This is a genomic window from Shewanella sp. SM20 (genome assembly GCF_025654545.1).
GTDB classification, from domain to species: domain Bacteria; phylum Pseudomonadota; class Gammaproteobacteria; order Enterobacterales; family Shewanellaceae; genus Shewanella; species Shewanella oncorhynchi.
The window spans coordinates 25,813-49,441 of record NZ_JAKKRK010000008.1; the positions used below are offsets into that span (position 1 = coordinate 25,813).

Consider the following 23,629-nt stretch of genomic DNA (forward strand, 5'->3'; position numbering starts at 1 on the left):
CGGAAAAGGCTCAATCTAAAATAGATTGAGCCTTTTCATTAGTCCGTTTTCGCAACAAAGTCAGCTATTTTTTGTTTCGATAGCCTGCTTAAGTTCCGCAATTTGAGCCAGCATTTGCGCTTGATTTTGTTCTATTTTTTGTTGGTTCTCTTCCATTCTCGCTAAGGCTAATTCAAGCTCTGATTTGATTTCGGCTTTATGCGCATCTTGGCGTTCTTGGCGTTCAGATTCATCTGGCGCGACAAATACCGATGCCATATAACCTGAAATCACCCCAAAAAAACTCACACCGCTGACAATGACCACGCCACCTATGATGTGGCCTGCTGTGCTTACAGGATAATAATCGCCGTAGCCGACGGTAGAGATAGTGACTAATGCCCACCAAATCGCTTGCTCAGCGGTCTGGATATTGGCGCCTTCGGTGCCGCTTTCGACGATGAGCATAATGACGGAAGCTAATGTTAGAATCGTCACCATAGCAACCAGTAAACTGGCTAAGGTGGCTTGTTTACGTTGTTTTACCAGTGGGAGCAGCAGTGAGCGACTCATGCGGATCAGGCGTATTACCCGTAGGATTTGAAAAAGCCGTGCCATACGTAGGGCTTCAATCGCCGGAATACTGGCAATAAAATCAATCCAATGGTGTTTAATGAAAAAGCGTTTATCGCGAGCACGGATCAACCCAACAAAGAAGTTGATCATAAAAATCATGCAAATACTGGTATCGACAAAGAAGAGCAAGCGGTAGGTTTCGCTATCTAGGCGGCCGAAGGTCATGACAAGTACTATGATCACCGACAGCAAGGACAATAGCATCATCGCCATTTCGAATGGAGAAGGAGTGCCAAGGGTGCGAAGCGACCATGGGGTTTTATCTGTCATGCCAAACATGATCCCTGTTAAGTGCGGCGAATATCACTACTAAAGTAAAAGACTTTAGGCTGTGAGTAAATTGACTGAGTTAATAAAAGGGCTATATATCGATTAATCGCGCCAGCCAATGGTAAGAAGGGTTGGCGCTTGAGATCTGCGTTGCTTTAGGTTTCATCAACAAAGTGGACTAAATCGTCGAGTACACGGCGTTTAATTTCTAGCTGTGAATCGGCACTTAAACCATATTTCTCTGCCAGTTGCACATAGTCATCTGCATTGAGTGACACGGTAAGGCGCGGACGCGTTGGCCGTTTCGATACGCTAAGACCTAAAATAGTGCGAATTTGATCAGAAGGGCTAACGCCTGCATCTAACGCGGCTTTACGAATAGAGTATTGAAATTTTTCATCGAGATCGAAGGCAACCTGTGTCGCCTTAGCGGCTTGTTGGTTCTTTAACCATTGCTCGGGCAGAGGGTGTTTGGTTTTACTCATGGCGTATTACCTATTGCTATCAACCGTTTCTAGCGCTTATCTGTGAGATTGTATTGGGATTATTGATAAAGTGCGAGCACGCACTTTATCTTATTTTCGTGTTATTTCGCCGGCCAGTATTCCCGAATATCCGTTAGCGGGCGATATAGGGTCAAGACAACATCGGTATCACCCCCTTCGTAGACTTCCACTTCGACGGCGCAGCTTTCATTGTCATCAAGTAATAAATAGTACTCAAAGGGCTCACCTGTGGCGCCATTGGCATCCTGTGGCGGCTTTTGGCCACGATAATCCTGACGATGAAAATAGCCAAAAGCGGCAAAAGTCACTTGGTGGTATTGTTTTCCAAGCCATTGTTCAAGTTGTTCAGCTAAGTCGGCCGGTAATACTTGCGTAGTTAACTCGGCATGACCCGGTTCCTCGAACAGGGCGCTGAATTGCTCGAGATCGAATAATTGCTCCACTTGGGCGCGGGAAACCTTAATCGAAAAGGCGAGATAGGTTTCGTCGTCTTCTTCAATGCTCAAAAAGAGAGTATCGCTACCATGTCCCTTGAGTAACCATTCGGAGTGTTGTTTACGTTCAGACTCGTAAGTATGTACGGCTTCGACTCTTAATTGTTGACCACGGAGTTGTGGTGGCAGGGCAAAACTATCATCGATTGAGATCATGTCGCCGACATTGAGCTGGGACGGGTGATTGAGCTCGCGCTGTGGCGGGGCTTTCTTACCAAAAATACTATTGAAAAATCCCATAGTGACTCCTGCTGACTATGCTCGCGTGCGGCCTCATATTGATTGGCTGCGGATATTCACGGGCAATAGTGGTCATTTTTATTTAATGAGGATGAAACAAAAAAATGCCGAGGTCAGTAGGGGGTGATGATCCCACTGAGACTCGGCATTCGGTCAATCATTGCTTAGCTTTTACGTGCTTTGATTCGATCTAGCACTGCATTTGCGTTTGACTTTTGCTCACCAATACCCGCTTCGGCTAGTTTGGCTTGCAACGACTTATCACTGTTTTCATCGGCTAAGGTTTCAGCCGCTTTTAAACGGTCGTCAAATTGTTGCTGACGTGCTTTGATACGTTCTAGTGAATCTTTAGCGTTCAGCAGCTTAGAGTTGCTAGACGCGAACGAGTCAGTAATGGTTGCCGTCGCTTTTTGTACGCTTTCAGTGGTTTTAACCATGCTCAACTGACGTTGATAATCAGACAGTTGGCGTTCGGTTTTCTTCACTAAGTCTTTCAAGCGTGCAGCATGGGCGCTAAAGCTGTCGTTGGCGCTTTGTTGCTCAGACAACTCTTGGTCTAACTGAGCAATCTTTTCAGCAATTTCAATCGCCAAGGCTTCATTACCTTTGTCCAATGCTTGAGTCGCATAACCTTCGTGTTCTGCAATCGAACGTTTCAGACGGTCGATTTCACGGCTGGCTTGCATTTCTTTTGCCATGACATCGGTCAGTTCACGTTTAGCATTGGTTAAATGCTTTTCTGCATCACGGATTTCCTGTTCGAAAATACGGGTTGAGTTTGCGTCAACGATGCTTTGGCCAACTTCGGTGGCACCACCGCGAAACGCTGTTAAAATTTTATTCAGAATGCCCATTTTGTGGCTCCTTATTTCAGATAGTCGACCAATTCATCAATAACTTCTAAACAGTTATCAGATAAAACTGCTAATTCTTGCTCGATTTCGAGCATGCTAGATTGTAGTGATAGCGCACCGTAAACCACGTATTTGTCATCAATTTTTGCAAAAGCTGACAAGGGCATTGGAATGTTGAGCTCTAGCATGGTTTCAAACATTTCACTGCGACGTTCTTGATTTACTTCATTCTCGCCCCACAGGTAGCTGATGCAAAGTACTTGGTTGTCCGTTACCGATACAAATACCGGGATTTCTTCACGGCCGACCACATTCACTTGCAACACTTCGACTTCACCATCGATTGGATAACAATCAAATTGAAAGCCAGTTTGGCTGTTGTTGCCAAGACTGTTGAGGTGATTGGCAATGGTATGGATATTCATATTTGTCCTTATTGACATATTATGTCTGTATTCAAAGATAGCACCGAGACATAATATGTCAAGTACTATCTCATCCTATTAAAAAAGATCCAGTCCTTGATTCTCGGACCAATCTTGCAAATGGTAGTGATACAGCTGCAATGAACCCAATTCATTGGGTTTTATGTTGGCGGCATCTTGATAAAAATTGGCTGGAAACTCAAAGGCGCCATCCACTAAACCTAAAGTGAGCCAGTCATCTTTGATGGGCAACTCAGTTAACTTCGCTAATCTGTGTTGTGCATCGAGTCCGGCTAAGGTTGCAATACTCCAGCCCCATTCACCAAAACTGGGCACATTATGATGGTACTGCTTGACGTCAAATCCCGCCAATGCCAAGGTTTTTGCTACCGAAATAAAGGCCTTAGGGGCATGGTAAGGCGATGTTGACTGTACAGTCAGAGCGCCATCACTGCTCATAAGTTCCTTTAATTTACGGTAGAAATAGTCCGAATAGAGCTTATTAAGATCGGGATGGCTCGGATCGGGCAAGTCTACGATAATCGCATCGTATTTCACGCCTGTGGCAATCAGTTTATCGACACCATTAAATGCATCGTCGTTGATCACTGTGACACGGGGATCGTTCAGTGCGTTGCCATTGAGCGCCAACATAGCGCGACTGAGACTATCGGGCATATCTGTATCGGGCGATTTAAATAATTGCACTAGGCCCACATCGAGATCGAGCAGCGTGACTTGTTCAGGTTCCCAGCGGAGTACTTGTTTGAGACCGAGTCCATCACCGCCGCCAATGATTAGCACCTTGTTGTGACGGGCACTGGCCGCGAGCGTAGGATGAACGAGAAACGTATGGTAGATGTGCTCGTCTATGCTAGAAAATTGTAAGCGACCATTGATGTATAAAGCATAAACGGGCGGCAGACCGTTACCGCGCAACCGCTCGGTGAAGGTCAGCTGTTGGAAACGTGTCGCCTTGGCGTAAACCACTTTGTCTTTATAGAGCAAATTATTGAATTCTTGCTCCCAGCGTGGGCCGTGGATTGCTAATACGAGTAAGACACCAGTCACGATAAAATGCCCACTCAAAAGCAGTTTAGGGCGGCGGATTTTAGGCCAGAATCGCCAAATAAACACAAAACCTGCCAATAGATTGAAACTGGCGGTTAAGGCGGCGGCGAGTTGGATATCGATGGCGAGCATAAAGCCAACCCAAATGGCGGCACCTATGCCTGCGCCTATGTAATCAGCTCCGTAAATGGTGCCCGCGTTATGCAGTAAATGCTCGTCGGAAAGGGATTGGCGAACCCTAGCAATCAGCGGGATTTCCATACCAATCATCAGGCCCAATAACACACCCCACACATAGGGTAAGTATTCGCTGAGTTTTTGCAGCGAGCCTATCATGCCACCTTCGGGCAGTTGATCTGGCGGTAAACCTAAGGTGTTAGCAATGATCAATGGTAGTTGTTGACCAAAACCAATCACCGCTGCTGTGATTAAAATGGCGAGTGAGCCACAGAGTGCAACTGTGAGTTCTAAGATCACAAAACCGGTAAAGGCATCACGGATCTTACGCGCGGCGAAGGCACCTAGTCCCATGGAGACAATCATTAAGCCTATCATGGTGTAAATGGCGGCTTCTAATGCGCCTAAAATGCGGCCCGCATAGTGGGATAAAAGATATTCGTAGATCAGGCCGCAACCTGCTAATACGGCCATAATGCCCAATAAGAGAACATCGTCGAACCAACCTAGGCGGCTAGGTTTAGCCGCCGAGGGAGTTAAGCTAATTTCTTGCATTCGATTAAGCCATCAGTGCCGTGAGGATAAGTGCGATAGCGATACTGATCGCCATTTCTACTGCGGCGATACCGATATTGTGTTGTCTTTCCACTTCATCGGCTAAATCGATACGGGCCAATACCAGTTTCTTCACGACGAACAGCAGTAAGGAGAGCGCGATCAGCATAATGACTGAGAACACTAACCAACCGATCACGTTAGTCACATAAGCCGTTGGATTATAAATAATAAAGTGACTGGCGGCATTAAAGCTCAGTGCCATAGCAATCATGTAACCCGCATGGCGTAGCGCTAACGCTGTATGACCTTGGGCTAAGGCTTGCTGCATAGACGAGTCTTGGTTGCGGCTTGCGAAACGGTTTTCACGCCAGCGCGTGAGTAGCACTAACATCAACTGCGAAATCGCAAAGGCGCTGAAGATGGCAATGAAGGTATCGACCGTTAAATCTTCTGCCCACAGCAAGACGGAGCGAATGATAATGGCGGTAGCAATAGCAACGCTAGCATCGACGATAGCGACGGACACATTACCTTTGATGATTTGCTCGTTCTTATCAAACTCATTTAGCGCTATTTTATCGTGGAGAAAACGGCCGAGTTTAATCAGTACTAAACCGAATAAACCATAGCAGCTCATGCCAATCGCTTCGGTAAGATAAGAGTGTGCCGCAGCGCCTGTGATAGCGCCTGTAAGTACTATGCCTAGGGCGGCAACTGCGCCAGCGGTACTTATGCCAAAGGCAAAGTTATCCCGCTCTGCCAGCTCCTTACTGCTATTGACCTTTACACTCCAACCTTGCAAATAACGCATTAGCGTTAGCAAAATCACGGCTATGGTGAGATCGATAGCCAGAATGATGGCTAGCTCTGGTGTGATACCGAAATCCTGAAATAATGTCATTGGAAATCCTTAGTTACTTGCCCCGGCGCACACTGCGGGTCGTGCGATTACTGGAATTGCGGAAACTGCTGTCTTTAGCATAGTTAGATCGAAACTTACTGTTCGAACTCTTGCTCGCACTTGTCGTGCTGGCCTTAGGTGCGCTGGTACTTTCACGGGATAACGCCGTGCCACCAGTTCGCGGCTTAGCATAAGGGCTGTCAAAGCGCTTGCCTTGTGAGTCGAAACGTTTTTTCGTTTGTTCGAAAGTCTTATTTTGCGCATCCGCTTGTTTGGGTGAGGTATAGCGATAACGACCTACGTCATTGTAATAGCTATAACCACGGTTACCCGACCAACGATCGTAGGAAACTGGGCGATTGAAAACATTCGAAAACATCGAATACATGCCATACCAAGCCCAAAACGAAGTGCCGCTTGAGTCGGTTTGCCAGTTGCCGTAAGAGGGATTACCAACTAATTGACTGCCTGGACCAAAATCTTCACCGCCATTGGCTAATGTTGCAGCCTCACGGCTAATCGCATTTACGCGAGCCAGTTTGCCGTCGGACATATCGGCGACCACGTTGACGGGATCAGACAACATATCGTTAAACAGACTGGGATCTGCGGCTTGATAAAGATTTTCTGCTTCGGCCAGCTGTTGATCGAGATCAGCAAAGTTACTCGCCACTTTCGATTCATCTAAACGACGTTTTAGCGAGGTATACATGGGACCTTGGGTACCAGAATCCTTTGCTAATTCATCGAGTAAGGGTGCTAAATCGGGTTTCTGTTGCTTTAGCAGTGTCGTGTATTGTTTTAAGAGATTAGCGTTACGCAACTGGCCGTCATCGATCATCGTCGTGAGCGTAGCGAGTCGTTGCTGTGTGAGTTGTTGATACTTCGCGATTTTATCCGGTCTGTCATCGCCACAACCCGTCAGCGATAGCGAAACGGCTAAAAAAAGTATCGATGTGAGAACACGGGTTAGCATTCCTGCCATGTTTTCTCCAAAAGGTAATGAAATAAAACTCAAATACTTGCAGGCAATAATAATCCGCTTGCCCAATATGCCTGCCGCGCAGGTTATAGTACCCTTAAATGCCACAGATAAAAGTGTAAACCTTTATTTGTGTGTTACATCAGGTAGCTGCAAGTCTCGTCGAACATAACATGATGTGGCGTCAATCTATATCATTTACGACATAATATGTCGATAGCTAAATTTGTTAGGGATTATTATGACCATGCAAAAAGACAGTAATAAGTCATTGTCTATTCTTATTAATCAAACCGCTGAACGCAATTGGCTGCGATTAGAGGAAGCATGGTCCGAAGGACTTGCGCAATTAACGCCTGCTCAGCAGCAAGAACTCAAAACAGTTTTGGGACTCAGTGATTATGTGGCGGCTCAACTATGCCGACATCCCGAGTGGATCGCTATGCTGTTTGCGGGCGAGTTAAGCCTGATTGATCGTAAAAACTTTGATGTTGATTTACATGAAGAACTGGCTAGCACGACCACCGAGGAGATGGCTAAAACCACCCTGCGACGGTTTCGTAACTATCAAATGGTGCGTTTAGCTTGGCGTGACTTTTTAGACTATGCCAGTTTAGAGGAATCCTTGCTTGATCTGTCGGCGCTCGCCGAAGCGTTAGTAATCTGCGCCCGCGATTGGCTCTATAAAGATATGTGCGCTCAATATGGCACGCCGATGGACAAAGAAGGGAATCCGCAACCGCTACTGATTTTAGGTATGGGTAAGTTAGGCGGCCGCGAGCTTAATTTCTCCTCCGATATCGATTTGATTTTCACGTTTCCTGAGCATGGCGAAACCGTCGGCGGTCGTCGCAGTTTAGACAATCAACAATTCTTTATCCGCATGGGGCAAAGGCTAGTGAACTTGCTCGATCAAGTCACAGTCGATGGTTTCGTGTTCCGCGTGGATATGCGTTTGCGCCCCTACGGTGAAAGTGGCCCCTTGGTGGTGAGTTTTAGTGGTCTTGAGGATTATTACCAAGAACAAGGGCGAGACTGGGAGCGTTATGCCATGGTCAAGGCGCGTGCGCTCGGGCCTTGGAACCATTTCTCCGATGAACTACACAGCCTCCTGAGACCCTTTGTGTATCGCCGTTATATCGACTTTTCGGCAATTGAATCCCTGCGGAAAATGAAGCAACTCATCGCGCAAGAAGTGCGGCGCCGTCATTTGACCGACAATATTAAACTCGGTGCAGGCGGTATTCGTGAGGTCGAGTTCGTGGTGCAAAGTTTTCAATTGATCCGTGGAGGCCGTGAGCCTGCGTTGCGTCAGCAGAGTTTATTCGGTGCTATCGATACGCTCTACAGCTTAGGGCAGTTTGAATATTTGGCGGTGGATGAGCTTAAACACAGTTATTTACTGCTGCGCCGGGTTGAGAATTTACTGCAAGCCATTGACGATAAACAAACCCAAACCTTACCGAATAATCCACTGGATTGGGCTCGATTGTGCCATGTACTCGATATGGCCAATGAGGTTGATTTACGCACTCATATTGAAGCGGCAATGAGCAAAATCCATCGTCATTTTAAAGCCACAGTGGGTGGCGAAGAAGGCGAAGAAAAAGCTGAACATTGGACGGCGCAGCTGTGGAATATGCAAGACCTTGATGATGGCATCGCGTTGTTGGCCGAACAGCAAATTGATGATGACAAGCTGTGCCCTATGCTCAGCAGCTGGCGCGAAACAGTGACTAAGCGTTCGATTGGTCCACGCGGGCGAGAAACCTTAGATAAATTAATGCCAAGATTATTGGAAGAATTGATTAATCAACAGAGTCCATCGTCAGCTTTTGAGCCCGTGTCTAAGGTGCTGGAGCAGATTTTAACTCGCACCACTTACCTTGAGCTTTTGTGTGAAAACCCAGGTGCGCGGCAGCAGTTGGTGAGTTTGTGTTGCGCCAGTCCTTGGATTGCCGCGCAGTTGGCTAAATTTCCCATGTTGCTCGATGAGCTTATCGATCCGTCGCAGCTCTATGACACGACCTCCATCGACGATTATCCGAGCGAGCTGCGTCAGTACATGATGCGCGTGCCCGAGGATGATATGGAGCAGCAGATGGAAGCGCTGCGACAATTTAAGCTTTCACAACAACTTAAAATCGCCGCAGCCGATGTCACGGGTGTTTTACCCGTGATGCAAGTGAGCGATCACTTAACTTTTTTAGCCGAAGCTATTATCGAACAAGTGGTGATGCAGGCGTGGCAACAGGTTTCAGTGCGCCATGGAGTGCCCGCTCACCTTGAGGGCAGTGACACAGGCTTTGCCGTTGTCGGTTATGGCAAGCTCGGCGGGATTGAATTGGGTTACGGCTCCGATCTCGATTTAGTTTTCTTGTGTGAAAATAAAACAGAAAACGGCCTGACCAATGGTGATCGCTCGATTGAAGTTGGTCATTTTTACCTCAAACTCGCCCAGCGCATTCTGCATTTATTCTCGACTCGCACGACTTCGGGGGAGTTGTATGAAGTGGATATGCGTCTGCGCCCATCAGGCGCCTCGGGTTTGATGGTCAGTGAGATTGAGCGTTTTGGCGAATACCAAGCTAATGAGGCGTGGACGTGGGAGCATCAAGCTTTAGTTCGCTCGCGTTTTGTTTTTGGTGACAATAGCTTAGCGGTTAAATTCAGTCATATTCGCGCTTCAGTATTGGAAAAGCCCCGTGATAAAGCTGAGCTGCAAAAAGCGGTACGTGAGATGCGTCAGAAGATGCGCGATCACTTGCTTAAAGTCAGTGATGGCATGTTTGATTTAAAGCAGAGTCCAGGCGGGATTGCCGATATTGAGTTTATTGCCCAGTACTTAGTGCTGGCTAATGCCCACGAGTATCCAGAGCTAACGATTTGGTCTGACAATGTGCGGATTTTTGGTGTGTTAGCTGAGCTTGAACTTTTGCCAATGATGAGTGCCCAGCATTTAACTCAGACCTATTGCTTACTACGGGATGAAAATCATCGACTGACTCTGCAACAAAAGGTGGGGCAGTTACCAGTGTCAGAGGTAGAAGACCATGCTGAGCGGGTGTTAAACATTTATCGTGCTGTGCTTGAATAGTGCAGTCTTTAAGGGGATTAAGGCTGATACGAATTTCAGCCTTAACACCGCAAGAATACACCATTTAGGCTAGAGTTTAATGAGAGCAGTTAGCTGAGAGTGCCATGCAATTACCTACAATTCCTGAAAACGAGCTGCAACGCTTGGCCACGTTACGGGCACTTAATGTGCTCGATACCGATGCCGAGGAACGTTTCGACCGTATTACTCGGCTTACGCGCAGAATTTTCTCCTTGCCCATCTGTGTTGTGACCTTAGTGGATGCCGAACGGCAATGGTTTAAATCTCGCCAAGGATTGGAGGTGACTGAAACACCTCGGGAAATTTCATTTTGTGGACATGCGATCAATCATGACGGCATTTTCATCGTGAACGACGCCCTCAAAGATCCCCGTTTTAGTGACAATCCTCTGGTGACTGAGCTGCCGCATATTCGCTTTTACGCCGGCTATCCCCTCACCATTCACGAGCAATATCGGGTGGGTACTTTGTGTTTAATCGGTACTGAACCGCGGGATTTTACGGCTGAAGACATTGAAACCTTAACGGATTTAGGACAAATGGTAGAGGCTGAATTACTCTCTATCGCGCAAAATACCTTAGATCCCTTGACAGCTATTTCGAATCGACGTGGTTTTGAATTACTGGCCCATCAGTCACTGGCGAGTTGTCGACGTACCGAATCTGAGGCGGCCTTAGTATTCTTCGATCTCGACTTTTTTAAGGAAGTGAATGACAGCTTTGGTCATCGCAAGGGCGATCAGGTGTTATATGATTTTGCCCATATCTTAATGACTGCTTTTAGGGAGTCGGATGTGATCGCAAGGCTTGGCGGCGATGAGTTTGTGGTGCTGCTAAGTTTTGTGCATAGCGATACAGTCAATCGGGTCATCGAGCGTTTTAAGCAGTTACTTGAGCAATATAATCAACAGCACCCTAGGCAACATAGATTGGCGACCAGCATAGGTATCGCCCATTGGACACCGGATTCAGATATGAGCTTAGAGGATCTGTTAGATTCCGCCGATAAAGCCATGTATCAGGATAAAGCCACACATCACAGTGATGCATCTTAAATTGTTTACGCTTATGCCAATGAAAAGGGAGACAATAATGTCTCCCTTTTCATTGGACTTTATTCGGCGAAGAAGTACTAAGCTGTAATGAGCGTTACCCAATGTTGATATAAGGGTAAGCCAATTAGCACGTTAACTGGAAATGTGATCCCCAGTGAGGCTAGCATAGCCAGACCTATATTGGCTTCGGGGATTGCGGCTCGAATGGCCGCTGGAGCTGCGATATAAGATGCGCTGGCACTTAATGCCGCTAACACTAAAATGCTGCCTGAAGGTAAGTCCAGCCAAACACCTACACCAATACCACACCAAGCCAATATAAAGGGCGTTACGGCGGCGAACACTAATAAGCGCCATTGTTTCAGTGGTAGCGGCAAACACACTTTAGCCGTTACTAAGCCCATTTCCAGTAAAAATAATGCCAGTAAGGTTTTGAATCCGCCTAGTAACACAGGTGTAAGCGGCGCAAGTCCCGTTGGGCCATAAAGCCAACCTATCACTACACCGCCAAGGAGTAAGACAACGCCGCGGCTGGTTAAGGCTTCGTGCAACACGCTTGATTGATTTTCATTTTTGGGTGATGTTTCAATTGCTTTTTTGGCACTTAAGTATCTGTGTAACCAGAGCATTACGACAATAGCAGGTAGTTCCAGCAGCACGAGATATAGGGTCGTTTCTGGCCTTAAGATCAACCCAGATTTTTCAACCATAGCCATCACCACCGCAAAGGTTCCCGCACTGACGGAGCCGTAATGGGCGGCAATACTAATGGCATCGGTATGGCCAATGCGAACCAGCCGGGTTAGTACAGGGTATAAGGCCAAGGGGATAATCAAACCTAAGGCAACAACCGCTAACAGCTCAGTGAACACTAAGTTTTGAGTGTGACCGTGGAGTGCCATTCCGCCCTTTAAACCTAAGGTAAGCATTAACAGTATGGATAGGGTTTCGTAGATCGCGGGTGGGACTTTAAGATCTGATTTCACTAGGCCAGCTAACAGGCCTAAGGCGAAAAATGCAATGACAATATCGGGCATAGGTATCTCATTAAGTTTGACTTTTAAGCGGTGCAAAACGCGCTTGTTTGTCGAGTGATCCTGATGGCTGGTGATTTTGGACCTAATTAGTTATATTGAAAAATAAATTGTTTACCACCTAGGTATAGATAATTATCTATGGATAAGCGTTCGTCATCGACTCAGCTTAAATTGCGGCATTTGAGTTTTCGGTTACTGCAGGTGTATGTGCAAGTGGTGCGGTTAGGTAATATTTCCGCAGCGGCGAGGGCATTGCATTTAACTCAACCCACAGTGTCATTACAGCTTAAAAAACTGGCCGATGTGTTGGGTGAGCCATTACTCGAGAGTCGTGATGGCCGCATGTTACCGACATTGATTGGTAATGAGTTGTACCGCGCAGCCTGCGATACCTTGAGTCGTTTTGAGGATTTCGATGCTTTTATGCAGCAGGCTAAAGGTGGCAGTGTCGGTCACATCAATATCGGTATTGTCACTACCGCCAAATACGTGTTGCCACGGATTTTAGGGGCATTTTATCGGCAGTTTCCACAGGTTAAAGTGACCTTAAACATTGGTAACCGTGCCCATGTATTAGGCAGATTTGAACGTCAAGAAGATGATTTATACCTGTTCAGTCATCCTCCAAGTGGCGATAACGTGTTATCTGCACGCATCATTAAAAATCCGCTGCAACTGATTGCACCAAAGGAGCATTGGGCAGTGGGTCGTGAACAAGTGAATTTTAACGAGCTTAAGAATGAGCGTTTTATCGTGCGCGAACCGGGGTCAGCCACCCGCTTAATGTTCGAGTCTTGGTGCAGCGGACAAGGCATCACGCTCGGTGACACTATGCAAATCGAGAGTAATGAGGCGATACGCTTGAGCGTCGCGTCGGGCTTAGGTTTGTCGGTGATTTCGGCGCATACCTTGCAAGAAGGGCGCGAAAAACCTGCAATTCTAACTGTTACGGGGTTTCCGCTCGAAAGTAACTGGTATCTAGTTGGCCGTAAAGATCGCCGTTTGCCCTATGCCGCCATGCAACTGGTGGACTTTATGGCGGCGCATTTGGTCGAGTGTATCGAGCCAGAATGGGTTGCCACTGATATCAGTGAACTGGCTATGCACTTTAATCATGCACCGCAAACTCGGTCCTATCACTCTTGAGTCTTGCTTGTATTATGGAATGCTTTATTAAACTAGATCATAGCGTTATGCATTGAGGGTAACGGTTTAACACATCTTGTGCCATTACCCTCTGATTCCATTATAAAGTGATACTCTAGACTTTAAATCGCGTCAGTAGATTGTTCAGTTCAACGGCGAGTCTTGAGAGCTCATGCGCTGAGGCACTGGTTTGCTGTGCCCCCGCAGCACTTTGGCTGGCAAGATCACTAATATTCACAATGTTTTTATCGACCTCGCGTGCGACTTTCGCTTGCTCTTCGGCGGCGCTTGCGATGACCATGTTGCTGTTATTCATCGTACTGATTTGGCGATTAATCGTGTTTAATGCATCCCCTGCCAATCTTGCGACTGAGAGTGCCTGTTCAGCCTTTTGGCCGCTGTGCTGCATTGATTGCACAGCCGTTTCGGTGCCGTGCTGGATTTTGTTAATCATGTCTTCAATTTCACGGGTCGAGGACTGAGTGCGATGGGCTAGGGCACGAACTTCATCAGCAACAACCGCAAAACCACGGCCTGTATCACCCGCTCGCGCCGCTTCAATGGCTGCGTTTAAGGCCAGTAAATTCGTTTGCTCAGCAATGGCGCGGATCACATCGAGAACTTTACCTATATCCCTCGCTTGAATCGCTAAGGTTTGAACAACCTGTGAACTTTGCGTCACATCCTGATTCATGTCGATAATGGCTGCGACAGTCTGATCTACCTGTTTTTTACCTAATTCGGTACTGCGGGCGGTTTCTTCAGAGGCTTCTGAAGCGAGCACCGCCGTATTGGCAACTTCATCTACTGCCGAACTCATTTCGGTAATCGCAGTTGCCGCTTGCTGTATTTCATCATTTTGTTGCTGTATGCCGCGGGAAGCATCTTCAGTGACGGAATTGAGTTCTTCGGCGGCGGAGGCGAGCTGGCTAGAGGAGTTTGCTATATGGGATAAAGTGTCGCGCAGGTTTTGCTGCATTTCAGCTAATGATTGCATCAGTTGACTGGTTTCATCTTTACCCACTGTACTGATTTTCTGTGTTAAATCCCCCCTTGCGACTGCCACAGAAATGCCTACAGCTTCCTTCATTGGCTGCACGATACTGCGAGTTAAAAATATTGCTACTACAAATGCAGCGATTAAGGAGCCCACTATCATAATGCTGTTTAGCCATTTACTCTCGTCGTAGGCTTGTGCAGTTATTTGACCTTGTTCCTTTGCATATTCAGTATTCAAGCTGCCAATGCTAATGAGCGTCTTTGTCATTTTTTCGGCTTGCACTATCATGACATCATCCATGATCCGTTTAGCTTCGGCTGCATCATTCGCCTGTAGCTTGCTGATCATCTCATCTTGATGTTTTAAATACAGATCAAGGCTGCCACTAAATTCTTGATAGAGCTCCTGCTCACCTGGCAGGCTAATTAAAGGCTCATAGTTTTTTTGATCCGTTTTAATACTCTGGCGGATTTGCCTTAATGTATCGAGTCCTTTGTTAAGTTCAGCAGTCGAATTTGCTAATAATAGGCGAAATGTAAACACCCTAGCGCGCATCACATTGAGGTTGATGCTCGACAGACTGACTAGCGTAGGTAGGGTATTATCTTCAATTTCTTCTGCAGTGGATCGCATGGATGACATTGTCTGTAATGACATGATTCCTTGAAGTAGCAACACAAGAGCAAGTAATCCAAACGCAGCAATTAATCGTGAGCCAATCTTAAATTGTCGTAACCACATAAGTTAATCGTCCCTGTATTTAAAAGAGTTCCGTTTAAGGCTGTTCTTAATATTTTCTAGCGAATATTTCGAACTAAGTGTCATGGCGCTTAGTCAGAATCATGAGTCTTTAGTTGATTGCATAAACTATAGATTATATTTTTGAGCTTTTATGTTGCAGGTTATAAATTTGATCGATTTAAACCTATAGGCTGTAAATTAGAATAATTGAAACTAAGTTACACCGTACCTTAAAACTCAAGGTTAGCAACAGCTAGAAGCAAATTGAACGTAATGAGTCATTTGGTTGTGTGGATTGAATCGATTATGGTAGATGGATTTCCTACTTTATGTATTTGATTTTTAACTATTATAATGTTTTTTCTGTACTAGTTTGTCTATGATTGCAGATTTTCAATTTAGGTACTTATTCATCTTTCTAGGCTTGTATCTGCAAATAGCGTATTTGACTTGTTATATTCTGAATGCATGAATTATCTTGTCACTAATTGTTCCTCGAATTTTTATCGTGATGACTAACTTCTCGCTTATCAATATTAGGCTTTTGGTCTAACTCAACAGAGCGATAAATCGCTAATGTTTTACGGTCATTCACTTCGACTCATTGCTATTAATCGACTGTAGGTGCGGCGGAATTCAAAACTGAGTGCGCCACCTTGATAGAGTTCACTCAGTGGCACGTCGCAGCTGAGATATAAGCTGACATTTTGATCGTATAACTCATCAATCAAGCTAATAAAGCGCCGTGCTGGGTCGTCGTTGGCCGCATAGGAGAGTTTGCGCTCGCCCGTGGCTGCGGCTTGGTTATCACCTGTACCGTCTTCTGTGCCGCGGGCACGGATCCAGCCTTTTATTTCGCCGCCTAATTTGGGAACGCCGCTTACCATTAAGATCTTAAATCGACTGGCTATTTCGATATAATCGAGCTGGGATCTCGGGCCGTCACATAGGGCATAAAAGTCGAACCAAGCGACTGAGTTGCCTGTTGGCGCTATAGCGGCGCGGATCACTGGAATTTCACGGTTGCAGATGGTGAGGCTAGCATTACTCATTCTGCTATCACTAATGCCAATAGCGCTCATACTGAGTGTATTTGGCGTTAACCCATTCACTAGCTTGTCAAAAATCCGCTCAAAATCGAGTGTTCCGGTAATGCCGATATTGCGGGAAATCGAGGCGTTAACTTCAGCGCTATCAATGCCAATCTCGTTGTTTAATGAAGCATTGATGGCGTGCATTCTATGGTCTTGGTTGCCATTGAGATGCAGCATTTGAGTGTGTGTTTGCAGCAGTTGGATGCAAGGTAAAAATCTGTGTCTAGCTAGGCCGTTCTCATATAAGCGCTCAATAGGAATATTTGAGGTGGCGACCAGCACCACACCTTGTTTGAATAGGCATTCAAAGAGCCCAGCGAGTATCATGGCATCGCCAATGTCCGAGACAAAAAACTCATCGAAACACAGCACCTTGCACTCTTTTGCGAGATTTTTAGCTATGAGAGTTAACGGATCTCGTTTACCCGAATGTTCGCGTAATGCTTGGTGAATCCGTGCCATAAATCGGTGAAAATGCAGTCTTAACTTGCCTTCACTCGGCAAACAATCGAAAAACAAATCCATCAGAAACGTTTTGCCCCGACCTACATCGCCCCACAGATACAGACCTTTGATTGCTTGTTTGTTGATAAGGGAAAACTGTGCTGAATGTGGCTGTAGCATCAACTGCTTAAATAGCACATCGAACGCCAACACCGCCTGTTGCTGCGCGAGATCGTCAATGAGATCTATGCTCACCTTGGCGCGATACGCTTCAAGTGGTGTCACGATTGGGGTTATCGATTGCGAGCTAGCGGAGTTTGAATGTGCCATGTCGGGGTCTCGTTGGCGGTTTGTTTTCGGTGTTTGCTGCTAGTGTGTTCTTTAGCTTTGTTTTAGTGCGATATCAACACTCACCTTTTTGAGGCATCCTGTTACTCATATTCAGGTACTCGGGAGCCATATGGCAAGATGCTCAGGGTAACATAGTCGCTGGCGTGACTTAAGTCCCGCTCTGTGGCTTAGGTTAAATACTAAGCGAAACCAGTGCTTTATTCTCGAGGACTTTTACCATAACATCTTTGTCACAAAAATAATGATATGGAATGAACCCTATGGCGAGTAAGGGCAATGGCATTACGGTTATCAGTGCACAAACCTTGATTGAGGGCGACATTCAGTTAGAGAGCGCGGCATTCATTGCGGGTAAATTGCAGGGCAAGATTAGATCAGCAGGACAAATTAAGATCGAACTTGGCGGCGAGATCTCTGGTGAAGTCAGTTGTCATGAGCTGCGTGTTTGCGGCGTATTTCGCGGAAGAGTCTGTTGTAATAAGTTGATTATTACCAGTTCTGGTGTGGTTGACGGTGAAGTCGCCAGTCATCAGATGGAGATTTACGAAGGTGGGCAGTTTATTGGTCAGCGCATTAAAGGTCCTGAACTCGATGCCTTGCCGGACATGCTACAAGCACTCGCGCCAATAGCTCAACGCTCGGATGCGCATTTATATGCCAGTGAAAGCACTTTACTAAGAGGTGAGCATCTGGCGATTCGCCCTTGGCTGTATGTTGCAGTGGCAACTGTCGTCATAGCATTAGGTTTTAGTTTTGGACCCGAGCAATTGCGTGAGTGGTTACCGAATCTTAGTAACAGCACGTTGAAAACTGAGGTGTCTCCGGCAATCGAGGGGCTTAAGGCAGTAAATGGTATGTCTCCTGATCAACCTGCTACGCCAAATAGCGCGAATGCCGACAATATGGCGGTATTTCCGGCAGATGATCCTGATCTGCAGATCATGCAGCAGGATTCGGCGATGGAAGATTTGCAACAAATGGAACAAGGCCATGAACAGATGACGCAGGGTGATAATGGCGCACCGCCTGCCAGCGACAGTGCGACCAATAAGCTCTAATCTGTCGATCGCGCATTTGAATCTTTTAGAAGGATTATTTGGCTTTAGTTGTCAGTTAGGCCAACCTTAACCCTTTCAAACTGCCACTCTGGTAGCTTGGTTTTTAAGTCAGGAAGAATTCGATCAACATCGCCCCGCAAGATAATCAATGGTTCACCGCTAAACGCCCCGTTGGCTAACTGCTGCAGCCTTTCGGGCGTTAGAGCTTGCAACTCTGCATTCAGCTTTTGCACATCAATTCGAGTTGATCCTGTCGCGACTTGGTGGATATATTGGTTTTCACGTTGAATGCTGTTGTCTTGGCTGAGCAAATCTTCACCGATCAAATAGGTTTTAAGTGCATCGATTTCACCTTGGCTAGCACCTTGCGTCTTAACTAGCGCGAGGTGATCGAGTATGCCCACCACAAACGCGCTCGTATGTTCTATGGCTGTACTGCCGTAAAACTTGATGCTGCTGGACAGCGGTGCATTGGCACACTGGCCGTAGATGCCATAGGTGAGGCCGCGTTTTTCCCGTAAATCATAGTAGAGTCTGCCCGAAAAACTGCGGCCCATGAGTGCGGATAAACTGCGACAGCTTAAGGCGACTTCCTGTGGGTTCAGTTGCTGCTGAGTTGATGCATCACTTAGGACATGATCTATGGCATAACCTAGGCGGACTTGGGTTTGCACGCTGCCCGGCGCATCAATAAGGTAAATCCGCTTGATTTGCTGAGGCTTTACTGTCTCTGGTTTATCCGCTTTCGGCACTGAATTAGGCAATAATGGCCACAGTTTAAGGCTAGCTTGAAGGTCAAATTTAGCGTTATTTGCCAAAGGGTTGGGTAGGGAAAGATGCCACTGTGCTTGTGTTACCGCCTGCTGTTGGATTTGTTGTAGTTGCCTTAGGCTGAGTGAATCGAACAATGCATTATTATTGATCACTCTATTGTAGGGATGTTCAGGGCCGAGCAGTTTATCGCGCCACACTTTATCTATCTCGGCGCCACTAAAGGCGTTTAAGTGTTTATTGAGCTTGAGTTGACGGCGAATATTGTCGACATCGGCGGGGGCGGTTGTCGCATCAACAAAGGCATCTGGCTGCCAAAATTGCAGTAGTAAGCCGTAGATATGGTTAACATCGTCGGGGCAAGTGAGGCTTAAATTAATGCTGTGCAAGCTGACACGCATATTGAAAGTCTCAAGACAGGGATCTGCGCGGCTAATGGCAAGTGCGCGGGCCTTTTCTTGAAAGGCAATCTGTAAAATATCAGGATTATTGAAGGGAACTTGCGGGCTCACTGCCGCTAAACTGACCCTGTTGCTCACACTGCTATTAATTTGAAGTGAGGCAAGGCGATGTAACTGATAGGGTAAATCCAATTCGGTATGGACTTCATCGGTAAAAATTTCATCCGTTACGGGGATAATGACGCTGCTTTTGGGTAAATGACTGTTCAAAGAGCTAGGCAAAGAATGGGCTAAAGAGTTTGGCGTTTCAAAATGGGCCAAACTCGGCGGTTCGCTCGGCGTGAAGACGATCTGCGTCTGCTGGCAGGCGTTTAGTGATAAAGCCAGAGCGCAGAACATTAAGCCTTGTAGCTGCTTTGACATTGTCTGAGTCGTCATAATACCGCATCCTCTAAACTGTCACTCATATCGTTAGGCAGCCATTCCAGTAGCGTTTTACCCCAGCGAATATACCAAGGTGGCAGTAGGTCGACTCGGACATAATCTTGGTTGAAATACCGTTTTGCGACGCTTTGGATATCGTCGGCCGTGACTGCGTTGATCCGTTGCCATTGCGCGGTAAAGGGATGGTCTTTATCTTGAGCCGACGTTGCGGAAAGCTTGGTAGCTAAGGCCTGGGTGTCATCCAGTTGTTGTAATTGATTGTTTAACCACACTTGTTTAAGTGTGCAAAGACTTGCTTCATCCAGAGCATCTTGCTGCGTTTGTGCCACAAGTCCCAATACTTTTTGCACTAAGGCATCGAGTGAGGTCCGTGCCCGTGGGACCAAGACGATATTCGCTATGCCGTGATTTTCTAACTTAAAGGGCAGGGAGTAGCTGAGCATTTGTTCGGGATTATGCAGACTGAGTTTAGCGAGTGCACTGGCGGTGTTTTGAAATAAATAGCCTTCTAGCAGCCGAATTGCCGCCGCATCGGGGTGATCTTTACCTACGGTATGCCAAGCAAGCAGTAATCCAGGCCAAGGTCCGCGCTCATCAACTAACTCAGCATGTACTTGTTTAGGCTGGATTGTTAACTCAGAAAATTCAGGTTCAGCAATTGTTGGCCTATACCAAGTCGCAAAATTTTGCTCAATCCATTGTCGGGTTTGTGGGCTCAGTTTGCCGACAAGGGAAAGCTGCATCGCATCGGGACGATAATAAGCACGGTGAAAGGCAGTTAGGTTTTCTTGCGTGGCTTGCAAGATATCTTCGCGACTGCCAATAATACCGTGACCGTAGGGAGTGCCTTTTACTTGCTCGAGTAAAAACGCCATCGCGCTACGGATATAGGGCTGATTATCTATGGTTTGTGCCATTTCCTGCAGTACGGTTTCCTGCTGATTTTTAACCGTAGTGGCGTTAAGGCTAGGGCGGATAAAGCGATCGGCTTCGAGATATAAGCCCAATTCTAATGCTTGGTTTGGCAGCGTCACATAGTAGTTGGTGTAGTCAAAATGCGTGCTGGCATTAAAACGTGCACCTAAAGCACTGAACTGCTGAGCATAGGTATCGCCGGGGGCATTTTCACTCCCTTTAAACAACATGTGCTCAAACAGATGGGCGTAACCGCTCTGACCTTGGGCTTCGTTGCGGGCGCCTAAATTAAATTGGCTGGCGACTGTGACTGTTTGTTTATCTGCCATGGGCAGTAATCGCACTGTTAGGCCATTTTGTAGCGTATAGGTCTCTATATTCGCTTCGAGCGCATATAAGGCTTGTGCATCTTGCTCGGCGCGACATTGGGCCTGTAGCGTATGACTGAAAACACTGGCCGAAAGGGCGATAAAAAAGGTGATTTGAGTGTTCATAAGTGCGTCCTGCCGAGCTTATTTTTTAATTTGTTAAATGCCTTACTCAAGCTGGATACCATTAACGACAGGCAATTGATACATTTGCAGCTATCGATACAGATTGCACCACTGTCGACGACTGCTCGGATTTCATCGAAATCAGTTGAATAGCATTCAGTTTTTGAAAAGAACTGCTATGATGGCACAGTTCTTTTTCTGGCATAAGTACAAGATATGGTAAGCAGATCTCCGTTCGAATCCTTTCAGTGGAAAAGCGATATTTTTAACTGTGAAAGCACTGATATTGATAATTTCTATCTGCTGCTTGAGCAGGAAATGACCCGTTTGGGCATGGTTGAGAAAACATTGGGTGAAGTAGGTAAATACGATGTTAGCTTGTATCAGTCGCCGGCCGCTAAGTCAGGCTTACCTTCTTTATTGATCAGCACAGGATTTCATGGCGAAGAATCTGCAGGCCCATGGGGTTTGTTGCATTTTTTGAGTGAAGCTTCAGCAGACCTATTTGAACGGGTGAACTTGAGTTTATTGCCCCTCGTCAATCCTACTGGATTCAGCCGTGGTCATAGATTTAATAAATACGGCGAAAACCCAAATCGTGGTTTTGTATTTGAGAACGGTAAACCTAAAGCGAATGAACATACATCGGTTGAAGGTAAGCTATTGTTAGAGCATGCACAGTTACTGCTTGCTGCGAGTCGAGACGGTATTTTAACTTGCCATGAAGATGTCTTGAGTCGTGAAGCCTATGTGTATTCTTTTGAGCCAAGCCAAGTGCCTGGACGTTTTAGTCTCGATCTGCGAGATACTTTAGGTGGTTATTTCCCGATTGCGGTAGACGGTGAGATTGATGGGTGTCCTGTTAAGGATGGTTTGATCTTCAATCATTTTGATACGTCTTTTGAAGCTTGTTTAGTACGAAGTGGTGCTCGTGTCGGTGCTTGTACTGAAACGCCTGCGTTGCAAAACTTCGATCAACGCGTATTAGCAAACAGTGCTGCTATGACTCACTTCTTGGCCCTGTGTGCACCTTTATGTGATTGATATGTTAGTCTATTACGTTAGTGAGTAGCCTGACATGACAAAAAATACCCGCAGATTGCGGGTATTTTTTTAGGTGGTATTCGCCAGTGAATTATTGATTAATTCGCATTGGCACACCAGTACGTTCATCGAGTAGCTTCTTGATCACAGAAGAATCAGTGTCAGCTTTAGCGATAAACTTAGCGATCTCTTTTGGCAGTGATATCGCAACGGGCTCATTTGATTCAAACTCCGCCACAGTGCGAGACAATGGTTGATGCACGGCTAAGTAGCGTTTACCGTCTGGCTCTTCGGTTGCTTTAATCGGCTGGTTCACAAATTGTACCCGGGTTCCCACTGGTACAGTCTTGAATAGATGCTCGATATCTTCATGGCGTAAACGCACACAACCTTGACTGACACGCAAACCGATACCGAAACTCGCGTTAGTACCGTGAATCGCATACAAGTTGCCGATATACAGCGCATACAGTCCCATAGGGTTATCTGGACCGGCTGGCCATACCGCTGGCAGGATTTCACCTTTAGCAGCATATTCTTTACGAATGCGCGGTGTGGGTGTCCAAGTTGGGTTCGCACGCTTGCGTTGTACAGTGGTCACCCAGTTTTCTGGTGTGTCTTTACCGATTTGGCCAATACCAATAGGCAACACTTCAACAGTCTTTTTGCCTTTTGGATAGTAATACAACCGCATTTCAGCCACGTTGATCACTATGCCTTCACGGGGAGCGTTTGGCAGGATCAATTGCAATGGAATGATCAGTTGGCTACCTGGTTTTGGCAGAAATGGATCCACACCTGGGTTAGCTTCGAGTAAGTTACTGAGACCAAGTTGGTATTTGGCTGCGATATCTTCGAGAGTGTGTTTACCCTCTGGAACCGTATAATACTGGTTCTCGCCAATTAGCCTGCTTTGGGCGGCTGGTAAAGGATATTCCGTTGCTAAAGCGGACAGACTAGGGAAAACCAAAGTCAATAATAAAGCTGTGGTGCGAAGCATACTCATAAGCGGATACTACGATTCCTGTTAATAAAAAAGCGTGTTTAACGCAGCTTTCTCTCTTAAAACGAGAGCGGCAATTTGACGAGCAAAATGCACTGGCGCGCGAAGCTCGCATCCTTCCTTATTTTGGACATTATTTCAACTGAAATATGATCAGTACGGCGTATTTATCGCTTAATTTTTTGTTTTAACGGTTTTCCTTGGCGGCGTCAATTGCCAGTATTTAGTCTTGTCGTTAAAACCTGCTGTACTCAATTGTCTTGTGCATGCCTTCCTGCTTGATGAAAAATATTTGCAGTGTTAACCAATCTAAAACGTGTCTGTTTGAATGGCGAGCATGTATGGCGTTACTGGAACTGAATTGATTTGTTTTGGGAAAACAGTGTGTGGTCCTTTTCTGACAAGGCTATTGCTCATCGG

The 23,629-nt window shown here is 46.3% G+C and carries 19 protein-coding genes; 5 read left to right on the top strand and 14 right to left on the bottom strand.

Features of this window, described 5'->3' with window-relative positions:
• Nucleotides 1-60 precede the first annotated feature (60 nt).
• From L5M18_RS05225 to L5M18_RS05260, 8 genes are all read right to left on the bottom strand, one after another.
• A complete protein-coding gene (locus L5M18_RS05225) occupies nt 61-885 on the bottom strand; it encodes an ion transporter (RefSeq protein WP_105253058.1) in 825 nt (274 codons plus the stop codon).
• Nucleotides 886-1,040: 155 nt separating this feature from the next.
• On the bottom strand, nt 1,041-1,370 hold the full coding sequence (locus L5M18_RS05230; protein WP_028761837.1) for a hypothetical protein: 330 nt from the start codon (nt 1,368-1,370) through the stop codon (nt 1,041-1,043).
• A gap of 101 nt (nt 1,371-1,471) precedes the next feature.
• Nucleotides 1,472-2,125 (bottom strand): hypothetical protein, encoded by a 654-nt coding sequence (locus L5M18_RS05235; protein WP_028761836.1) that lies wholly within the window; start codon nt 2,123-2,125, stop codon nt 1,472-1,474.
• Nucleotides 2,126-2,289: 164 nt separating this feature from the next.
• The gene (locus tag L5M18_RS05240) at nt 2,290-2,979 is read right to left on the bottom strand and encodes a PspA/IM30 family protein (RefSeq protein ID WP_028761835.1); all 690 of its coding nucleotides are present in this window, start codon (nt 2,977-2,979) and stop codon (nt 2,290-2,292) included.
• An 11-nt stretch (nt 2,980-2,990) separates the two neighbouring features.
• Nucleotides 2,991-3,404 (bottom strand): YjfI family protein, encoded by a 414-nt coding sequence (locus L5M18_RS05245; RefSeq protein ID WP_105251554.1) that lies wholly within the window; start codon nt 3,402-3,404, stop codon nt 2,991-2,993.
• Between the two features lie 78 nt (nt 3,405-3,482).
• Nucleotides 3,483-5,207: a polyamine aminopropyltransferase gene (locus L5M18_RS05250; protein WP_198571858.1), complete on the bottom strand. Its 1,725-nt coding sequence runs from the start codon at nt 5,205-5,207 to the stop codon at nt 3,483-3,485.
• 4 nt (nt 5,208-5,211) lie between these two features.
• Nucleotides 5,212-6,111, bottom strand: coding sequence for a DUF350 domain-containing protein (locus tag L5M18_RS05255; RefSeq protein ID WP_113939026.1), 900 nt, complete (start codon nt 6,109-6,111; stop codon nt 5,212-5,214).
• Nucleotides 6,112-6,124: 13 nt separating this feature from the next.
• Nucleotides 6,125-7,096 (bottom strand): hypothetical protein, encoded by a 972-nt coding sequence (locus L5M18_RS05260; protein ID WP_105251557.1) that lies wholly within the window; start codon nt 7,094-7,096, stop codon nt 6,125-6,127.
• Nucleotides 7,097-7,334: 238 nt separating this feature from the next.
• Here L5M18_RS05260 and glnE point away from each other — a divergent pair, with 238 nt between their 5' ends.
• Both glnE and L5M18_RS05270 read left to right on the top strand, forming a co-directional pair.
• Complete coding sequence (gene glnE, locus L5M18_RS05265; protein ID WP_263196140.1) at nt 7,335-10,190, top strand: bifunctional [glutamate--ammonia ligase]-adenylyl-L-tyrosine phosphorylase/[glutamate--ammonia-ligase] adenylyltransferase; 2,856 nt, start codon at nt 7,335-7,337, stop codon at nt 10,188-10,190.
• Between the two features lie 104 nt (nt 10,191-10,294).
• Nucleotides 10,295-11,266, top strand: a complete 972-nt coding sequence (locus tag L5M18_RS05270) for a sensor domain-containing diguanylate cyclase (RefSeq protein WP_263196141.1) — start codon at nt 10,295-10,297, stop codon at nt 11,264-11,266.
• 77 nt (nt 11,267-11,343) lie between these two features.
• Here the strand turns inward: L5M18_RS05270 and L5M18_RS05275 are convergent, their stop codons facing one another.
• Nucleotides 11,344-12,303 (bottom strand): sodium-dependent bicarbonate transport family permease, encoded by a 960-nt coding sequence (locus tag L5M18_RS05275; RefSeq protein ID WP_212600427.1) that lies wholly within the window; start codon nt 12,301-12,303, stop codon nt 11,344-11,346.
• A gap of 138 nt (nt 12,304-12,441) precedes the next feature.
• On the opposite strand from L5M18_RS05275, the gene L5M18_RS05280 reads away from it, so the two are divergent.
• Entirely contained in the window at nt 12,442-13,449 is a 1,008-nt protein-coding gene (locus L5M18_RS05280) for a LysR family transcriptional regulator (RefSeq protein WP_263196142.1), read from the top strand.
• A gap of 115 nt (nt 13,450-13,564) precedes the next feature.
• On the opposite strand, the gene L5M18_RS05285 is transcribed toward L5M18_RS05280, so the two are convergent.
• Both L5M18_RS05285 and zapE read right to left on the bottom strand, forming a co-directional pair.
• Nucleotides 13,565-15,190 carry a methyl-accepting chemotaxis protein gene (locus L5M18_RS05285; RefSeq protein WP_263196143.1) on the bottom strand — a complete coding sequence of 542 codons (1,626 nt, stop codon included), beginning with the start codon at nt 15,188-15,190 and terminating at the stop codon, nt 13,565-13,567.
• A 587-nt stretch (nt 15,191-15,777) separates the two neighbouring features.
• On the bottom strand, nt 15,778-17,058 hold the full coding sequence (zapE, locus tag L5M18_RS05290) for a cell division protein ZapE (RefSeq protein ID WP_263196144.1): 1,281 nt from the start codon (nt 17,056-17,058) through the stop codon (nt 15,778-15,780).
• 281 nt (nt 17,059-17,339) lie between these two features.
• Between zapE and L5M18_RS05295 the strand changes: the two genes are divergently transcribed.
• A complete protein-coding gene (locus L5M18_RS05295; RefSeq protein WP_263196145.1) occupies nt 17,340-18,137 on the top strand; it encodes a polymer-forming cytoskeletal protein in 798 nt (265 codons plus the stop codon).
• A gap of 44 nt (nt 18,138-18,181) precedes the next feature.
• Here L5M18_RS05295 and L5M18_RS05300 read toward each other — a convergent pair whose 3' ends face one another.
• Both L5M18_RS05300 and L5M18_RS05305 read right to left on the bottom strand, forming a co-directional pair.
• Nucleotides 18,182-19,747 (bottom strand): M16 family metallopeptidase, encoded by a 1,566-nt coding sequence (locus L5M18_RS05300; RefSeq protein ID WP_263196146.1) that lies wholly within the window; start codon nt 19,745-19,747, stop codon nt 18,182-18,184.
• On the bottom strand, nt 19,744-21,162 hold the full coding sequence (locus tag L5M18_RS05305; RefSeq protein WP_263196147.1) for a M16 family metallopeptidase: 1,419 nt from the start codon (nt 21,160-21,162) through the stop codon (nt 19,744-19,746). The genes L5M18_RS05300 and L5M18_RS05305 overlap by 4 nt, the downstream gene beginning before the upstream one ends.
• A 216-nt stretch (nt 21,163-21,378) precedes the next feature.
• Here L5M18_RS05305 and L5M18_RS05310 point away from each other — a divergent pair, with 216 nt between their 5' ends.
• A complete protein-coding gene (locus L5M18_RS05310) occupies nt 21,379-22,206 on the top strand; it encodes a M14 family metallocarboxypeptidase (protein ID WP_105251567.1) in 828 nt (275 codons plus the stop codon).
• A gap of 91 nt (nt 22,207-22,297) precedes the next feature.
• Here L5M18_RS05310 and L5M18_RS05315 read toward each other — a convergent pair whose 3' ends face one another.
• Nucleotides 22,298-23,212: a L,D-transpeptidase family protein gene (locus tag L5M18_RS05315; protein WP_105251568.1), complete on the bottom strand. Its 915-nt coding sequence runs from the start codon at nt 23,210-23,212 to the stop codon at nt 22,298-22,300.
• Between the last annotated feature and the right edge of the window lie 417 nt (nt 23,213-23,629).

Bases quoted from the DNA above. Each gene is read 5' to 3' on its own strand.
- L5M18_RS05225 (WP_105253058.1), bottom strand. From the start codon at position 885: ATGACAGATAAAACCCCATGGTCGCTTCGCACCCTTGGCACTCCTTCT.
- L5M18_RS05230 (WP_028761837.1), bottom strand. From the start codon at position 1,370: ATGAGTAAAACCAAACACCCTCTGCCCGAGCAATGGTTAAAGAACCAA.
- L5M18_RS05235 (WP_028761836.1), bottom strand. From the start codon at position 2,125: ATGGGATTTTTCAATAGTATTTTTGGTAAGAAAGCCCCGCCACAGCGC.
- L5M18_RS05240 (WP_028761835.1), bottom strand. From the start codon at position 2,979: ATGGGCATTCTGAATAAAATTTTAACAGCGTTTCGCGGTGGTGCCACC.
- L5M18_RS05245 (WP_105251554.1), bottom strand. From the start codon at position 3,404: ATGAATATCCATACCATTGCCAATCACCTCAACAGTCTTGGCAACAAC.
- L5M18_RS05250 (WP_198571858.1), bottom strand. From the start codon at position 5,207: ATGCAAGAAATTAGCTTAACTCCCTCGGCGGCTAAACCTAGCCGCCTA.
- L5M18_RS05255 (WP_113939026.1), bottom strand. From the start codon at position 6,111: ATGACATTATTTCAGGATTTCGGTATCACACCAGAGCTAGCCATCATT.
- L5M18_RS05260 (WP_105251557.1), bottom strand. From the start codon at position 7,096: ATGGCAGGAATGCTAACCCGTGTTCTCACATCGATACTTTTTTTAGCC.
- glnE (WP_263196140.1), top strand. From the start codon at position 7,335: ATGACCATGCAAAAAGACAGTAATAAGTCATTGTCTATTCTTATTAAT.
- L5M18_RS05270 (WP_263196141.1), top strand. From the start codon at position 10,295: ATGCAATTACCTACAATTCCTGAAAACGAGCTGCAACGCTTGGCCACG.
- L5M18_RS05275 (WP_212600427.1), bottom strand. From the start codon at position 12,303: ATGCCCGATATTGTCATTGCATTTTTCGCCTTAGGCCTGTTAGCTGGC.
- L5M18_RS05280 (WP_263196142.1), top strand. From the start codon at position 12,442: ATGGATAAGCGTTCGTCATCGACTCAGCTTAAATTGCGGCATTTGAGT.
- L5M18_RS05285 (WP_263196143.1), bottom strand. From the start codon at position 15,190: ATGTGGTTACGACAATTTAAGATTGGCTCACGATTAATTGCTGCGTTT.
- zapE (WP_263196144.1), bottom strand. From the start codon at position 17,058: ATGGCACATTCAAACTCCGCTAGCTCGCAATCGATAACCCCAATCGTG.
- L5M18_RS05295 (WP_263196145.1), top strand. From the start codon at position 17,340: ATGGCGAGTAAGGGCAATGGCATTACGGTTATCAGTGCACAAACCTTG.
- L5M18_RS05300 (WP_263196146.1), bottom strand. From the start codon at position 19,747: ATGACGACTCAGACAATGTCAAAGCAGCTACAAGGCTTAATGTTCTGC.
- L5M18_RS05305 (WP_263196147.1), bottom strand. From the start codon at position 21,162: ATGAACACTCAAATCACCTTTTTTATCGCCCTTTCGGCCAGTGTTTTC.
- L5M18_RS05310 (WP_105251567.1), top strand. From the start codon at position 21,379: ATGGTAAGCAGATCTCCGTTCGAATCCTTTCAGTGGAAAAGCGATATT.
- L5M18_RS05315 (WP_105251568.1), bottom strand. From the start codon at position 23,212: ATGAGTATGCTTCGCACCACAGCTTTATTATTGACTTTGGTTTTCCCT.